At 69.6% G+C, this 5263-nt stretch carries 6 protein-coding genes and 2 pseudogenes; 4 read left to right on the top strand and 4 right to left on the bottom strand.

Annotated elements, in window-relative coordinates; all coding sequences use genetic code 11:
* Positions 1–66 precede the first annotated feature (66 nt).
* Positions 67–354, bottom strand: a complete 288-nt coding sequence (locus tag IE271_RS40025) for a hypothetical protein (protein ID WP_190195355.1) — start codon at positions 352–354, stop codon at positions 67–69.
* Between IE271_RS40025 and IE271_RS40030 the strand changes: the two are divergent.
* Positions 293–1580, top strand: a pseudogene (locus IE271_RS40030) (ISAs1 family transposase). The gene IE271_RS40025 and the pseudogene IE271_RS40030 overlap by 62 nt on opposite strands.
* A 167-nt stretch (positions 1581–1747) precedes the next feature.
* On the opposite strand, the pseudogene IE271_RS40035 reads toward IE271_RS40030, so the two are convergent.
* The 3 genes and pseudogenes from IE271_RS40035 to IE271_RS40045 form a co-directional block, all read right to left on the bottom strand.
* A pseudogene (locus tag IE271_RS40035) lies at positions 1748–1849 on the bottom strand (IS21-like element helper ATPase IstB); the annotation flags it as partial.
* A 19-nt stretch (positions 1850–1868) separates the two neighbouring features.
* The gene (locus tag IE271_RS40040) at positions 1869–2249 is read right to left on the bottom strand and encodes a hypothetical protein (RefSeq protein ID WP_190195352.1); all 381 of its coding nucleotides are present in this window, start codon (positions 2247–2249) and stop codon (positions 1869–1871) included.
* Between the two features lie 8 nt (positions 2250–2257).
* Positions 2258–2767 carry a SigE family RNA polymerase sigma factor gene (locus tag IE271_RS40045; protein ID WP_190195353.1) on the bottom strand — a complete coding sequence of 170 codons (510 nt, stop codon included), beginning with the start codon at positions 2765–2767 and terminating at the stop codon, positions 2258–2260.
* Positions 2768–2976: 209 nt separating this feature from the next.
* Here IE271_RS40045 and IE271_RS40050 point away from each other — a divergent pair, with 209 nt between their 5' ends.
* From IE271_RS40050 to IE271_RS40055, 3 genes are all read left to right on the top strand, one after another.
* A complete protein-coding gene (locus IE271_RS40050; protein ID WP_229919960.1) occupies positions 2977–3273 on the top strand; it encodes a hypothetical protein in 297 nt (98 codons plus the stop codon).
* Positions 3274–4028: 755 nt separating this feature from the next.
* Positions 4029–4394 (top strand): transposase family protein, encoded by a 366-nt coding sequence (locus IE271_RS43105; RefSeq protein ID WP_229919961.1) that lies wholly within the window; start codon positions 4029–4031, stop codon positions 4392–4394.
* A gap of 8 nt (positions 4395–4402) precedes the next feature.
* Positions 4403–5128, top strand: coding sequence for an ISAs1 family transposase (locus IE271_RS40055; protein ID WP_229919962.1), 726 nt, complete (start codon positions 4403–4405; stop codon positions 5126–5128).
* Positions 5129–5263: the final 135 nt, after the last annotated feature.

Consider the following 5263-nt stretch of genomic DNA (forward strand, 5'->3'; position numbering starts at 1 on the left):
ACGGCAACCGCTTCGTCATCTCGATCTCCCCAACCGAGTCGACGCCTCCCTGCACGGCCTACACCCTCACGAATCCGCCGTCAACAAACCACCGCTAGCCGGGTATTCCGGTGTTTCGCGGTGCCCTTTTTTGATCAGATGGTTCGCGTAATCAGGAACGGTGAACAGCAGGGCCCCGAGGGAATCCCGTCGCTCCGGGTTTGGCCGGTTGATCATCGATGCCCGGACATGAGGCGAGCGCGGCTCTTGTGGATCATGGAGTTCTCTACGCTCCCAGATCAGCAGGGCTGCCGTGCTCGTCGCTCCATCCTCCCTCATGCCCGTGTCCCTGGGCAGGTCGCCCTGCTCGTCCACCGGTGCGGTCGCGGAGGTGTCTGCGGGCGGGCTGCTCCAGGCGCTGGCCAAGGTGCCCGACCCGCGTGATCCGCGGGGCGTTCGATATCGACTGGCCACGCTGCTGGCGATCGGGGTGTGCGCGATGACAGCGGCCGGGCACAACTCCCTGGTGGCGATCGCAGAATGGGCCCGTCGATGCGATCAGGAGGTGCTGGCCCGTCTGGACTGCCCGTTCGGTCCGTTCGCCGGCCGGTATCGGGCTCCGGGCGAGCGGACCTTGCGGGACGCCTTCGCCAGAGTGGATCCCGGCGCGCTGACCGCCGCGGGTTTCGCCCGGCTCGCCGCGCTGGCGTCGCCCGCCGCCGGACCACTGAGTCCCGACGGCGTCCCCGAACGCGAACAGCGCCGCGCCCACCGGGCCGCCACGGCTTGCCCCGGACCCTCCCCGGCTGAGGCGGCGGGCGTTCGCCGTGGACGGCAAGTGCCTGCGCGGAGCCGTCCGCGCCGACGGAAGCCGGATGGTCGTCCTGGCCGCCGTCCGTCACGACGACGCACTGACCGCCGCCCTGCGCGAGATCGGCGCGAAGACCAACGAGATACCCGAGTTCGCCCCGCTCCTGGACTCCGTCGACGACGCGGACCTGCACGAGGCCGTGATCACGGTGGACGCGATGCACACGCAGAAGGATCACGCCCGCTATCTCGTCGAGGACCGTCACGCGCACTACCTACTGTCGGTGAAGACCAACCAGCCCACGCTCGCGGGGCAGTTGAGGAAGTTACCCTGGGCCAAGGCACCTGTCCTTGACCGTTCACGCGACCGGGGACACGGCCGTGAGGAGGTACGGGAGGTGAAGGTCGTCTCCGTGGACGGCCTGCTCTTCCCGCACGCCCGCCAGGCCGTTCGCATCCACCGCAAACGCCGGCCCCTCGGCGCGAAGAAGTGGCAGACCGAGACGGTCTACGCCGTCACCGGCCTGCCCGCCCACCAGGCGTCCCCCGCCGAGATCGCTTCCTGGGCCCGCGGCCACTGGATCATCGAGAACACCGTCCACTGGACCAAGGACGTCACCTTCGTCGAGGACGCGAGCCAGGCCCGACGCCACCACACCCCGGCCGTCATGAGCGCCTTGCGTGACCTGACTCGCACGGCCCTCCATCGGGCCGGCTGGACCAATATCGCCAGCGGCCGACGCGATTACACCCGTCCCGACGCAACCCTCAACCTGCACGGCATCCCGTGATCAAAACGGGCGAAGGGGATTCTCCCCGGGGCCCTGCACGACGGGCCTCGATCACCGCCAACCCTCTCTTGATCATCAGGGGTCGCGTCTCTCGTTGCCGAACCGGGCGAACCACACGCAGCGGCGCGTACGCAGGCGATCCGCTCATCTCGCCAGCTGAGAACGCATCAGCCCTGTACCCGGGCCGCCCTGGTGCTGGCGAGTCGGTAGGGCTCCGTGCCCGTTTCGATGATGATCCCGCCGCAGGTGAGGCGGTCGACGATGGCCGCGAGCCGGTCGAAGATCCGCTCAAGGCGTGTGAGCGGGTTCGGCCCCATCGGTCGGGTCCTGCCCGGCTGCCCCTCCGTCCGTGGCCGTACCGTCCGCGGGCTGTGCGCGGCCGTCCTCCGGTGCGGCTGTGGTCGGGCCGGGCGTCGCGGGGGGAGTGGCGGCCGGGGCGACGGGCCGCGGGCCGCGACCGGCGTCCGACCCGGACAGGGTGGTGGCCACGGTGACCGTGCAGGCCACGACTGCGAGCGTGCCCGCCGCGGCGAGCACCACGCGACGGCGCCGGATGCGGCGGCCACCGGTCACCGCCGCGTCGACGACGCCGGGCAGGGGCGGTTCCGGCCGCGCAACGAGGAGTGCCTGGAAGGCGGCGTGCAGGCTGTCGTCGTCGCGCTCGTCCATGTCCGACCTCACCTGACCGTCCCTTCGCTGTTCATGTTCTCGACGATGACCCGCAGTCGGGCGAGCCCCCGGGCGCTCTGGCTCTTCACCGTTCCCGGGGTCACCCGTAACGCGTGTGCCGTCTGTTCGACGGTCCAGTCCTCCCAGAAGCGCAGGACCAGCACGGCCCGATAGCGGGGCGACAGCTCCATGAGCGCCTCTCGCATCATCATGTGCACCTCGGGTGCGACCGGCACGGTAGCGGACTGAGGGGGCGGCTCGCTCACCGGTTCCTCGCGCCAGCCTCCCTTGCGCTGCTGGTCGATGAAGGTCCGGGTGAGGATGGTGCGCGAGTACGCGTCCACGTTGCCGTCCCGGCGGACCCGGCCCCAGGCCGCGTAGAGCTTCATCAGGACGGTCCGGGTCAGGTCCTGCGCCTGGTACCAGTCCCCATACAGCAGGTAGGCGCTGCGTCGGAGCTGTGCCTGCCGTGCCTCGGCGAATTCCCGGAACTCCCGTTCCCGGACTGCTCCCCTCACTCTTGCTGACCTCCGCTTGCGCGTCATCCTGCCGGTCCTACATACGGGGATCCGGCCTGCGGGGTTGCATGGTGCCGGCAGAAGTTTTCCTTCGCCGCCACATGCAACCTGTTCCCGCCCACGCCCGTACTTCTGTCTCACGAGGGCTTCCGCGTTGCCATGCGGCGGCCCGCGATCCGAGACAACCGGCCCCGAACAGGAGAAGTTCGTTGAAGCACCGCAAGATCTCGAAGAACCGCCGTCGGATGTACAGCATCGCCGCCGGAACCGTCCTGGCCGCCGCGGGCACGGCCGGCATCGCCTCGGCCCACGACACCGTCGCCGTGACCCCGGATTCCCACTCCGCCACCCCGGTCGGTAGCGGCGCGGAGGAGGCCCACGGCGCGGAGGAGGCGTACGGCGCGGAGGAGGCCGGCGGTCCGGCGGAGCCGGCCACGCCCAATGCCGGGGACAGCCGCCCCTATTCGGAGTTGACCCCGGAGGAGCGGGCGAGCGCGGTGGGCTGATCCGCGGAGGATCACCCACGCCTCCCGGGGCCGGTCACGTGCCCGGCCCCGGGAGGCGTACTCGCTCAGCCCGCCTTTGCTGGTGTGACGCCGCTTGCGCGGCGCGTCCAGATCCACCCGAAGCATCTGGTCGATCAACGGCTTGTAGGGGTCCAGCCGGGTCCCGCGAGGTCTCGGCTTCTTGCGCGGCTCCGGCCAGACCGATTCCAACGCCGCTTTCACCGTGCGAAACCCGGCTCCGTACTCGCGCATCAACGCCCGGTACGACACCCCTGCCCGGGCATCACGGCGAATCGCCGCGTACAAGTCGACCTTGATTCCGGTGGCACCATCGCTGCCTCATCCCGCAGAGCACGTCAATGCTCCCACCGCAAGCGGGGCTTCCACCTTCATCGTGGACACTGGTTGTCATGCAGCGATGGCCAGCGTAGTTGATCTCTGTTCGAAGGCGACCGGTGCGAGGTAGCCGATCGTGGAGTGCCTGCGCCCAGGGTCTTTGAGAAGTGTCGAGGTGGGCGGGTTCGTCTGCTGAGCACTGGATGTGACGGCTTGTCGGCTTCTGTCGGTGGGTGACCTGGACGCAGAACAGGCATGGCCACTGGTGATCATGTGGGTGTCGAGTCCGTATGAGCACTGAGCGAGTCCATGCCTGCGCACCCATCTTCCCGCATGCCCTCATGCCTCCGGCAACTGGGGGACGCCTCGAGCCCAGTCCCGCTGGGGCCCCCGTTGACCTGCGGAGTTATATGGCCACGGTGCCTGATCCACGGGCCCGCCGCGGCATCCGTCATCCCTGGACGGCCCTGCTCACCGCTGCGGCCGCCGCGGTTCTGGCCGGCGCCGCCTCGATCACGGCGATCGGAGAGTGGGTCGTCGACGCGCCGCAGAGGGTCCTGGCCCTGCTCGGGTTCCGGCCCGATCCGTTGACCGGCCTGATCCGCCCGCCCCATGCCACGACCATCCGTCTCGTCCTGGCCGCCGCAAACGGCGACGCCCTCGACCGCGCCATCGGCGACTTCCTCCACAAACGCAAGGCCCCGGCCTCGGGACGAAAAGTCATCGCCGTCGACGGCAAGACACTCCGCGGCTCCCGCACCCGAAACAGCCGGCCACTGCCCTGATCGCCGCCATGACCCATGACGGCCTGGCCCTCGCCCAACGCCAGATCGACGGCAGAAACAACGAGATCCCGGCCCCCGCCCCACTCCTGCACAGCCTCGACCTGACCGGCGCGGTGATCACCGCGGACGCTCTTCACACCCAGCACGTCCACGCCTCCTACCCGCATGAACGCGGAGCCCACTACCTGGCGGTCGTCAAGAAGAACCACCCCGGACTCCATGAACGGGTCCGCCGGCTGCCCTGGCGTGATGTCCGCCTGGACCACTACGAGCGTGCCCGGGCCCACCACCGCGAGGAGATCCCTCCCCAAGCTCTGCGAGCAGGGGATACCCCATGTCTGAAGACCGCCGCCTTCGCCCACCTCGATTACCCGCACGCCCGCCAGGCCCTGCAAGTCGTGCGCTGGAGACGGGACCGGGGCACCGGCAAGCTGACGATCGAGCGGGCCTACCTGGTCACGAGCCTGCCGCCCGGCGCGGCCACCGGCAGCGAACTCGCCGCCTGGATCCGCGGCCACCGGCGCATCGAGAACCAGCTGCACCACGTCCGCGACCGCACCTTCCACGAGGACGCCTCACACATCCGCACCCGCCACCTGCCCCGCGTCATGGCCGGCCTGCGCAACCTCGCCATCGGCGTCCACCGCCAGGACGGCCACGCCAACATCGCCGCCGCCCTCCGCCGCACCGGCCGCGACCACCAGCGGCCCCTCACCGCCCTCGGGCCGACCTGACGAACCCGGACACAAGATCACTTCTCAAAGACCCTGGGTCTAGGTCGTTTCTGATGGCTCTTGAACGGTGTCGCGGAGCCAGATGACGATGGCGGTGACGGTGAGGGTGCCGTTGAAGATGTAGTCGCGTTTGTC

Source organism: Streptomyces minutiscleroticus (assembly GCF_014650875.1).
Lineage (GTDB): Bacteria > Actinomycetota > Actinomycetes > Streptomycetales > Streptomycetaceae > Streptomyces > Streptomyces minutiscleroticus.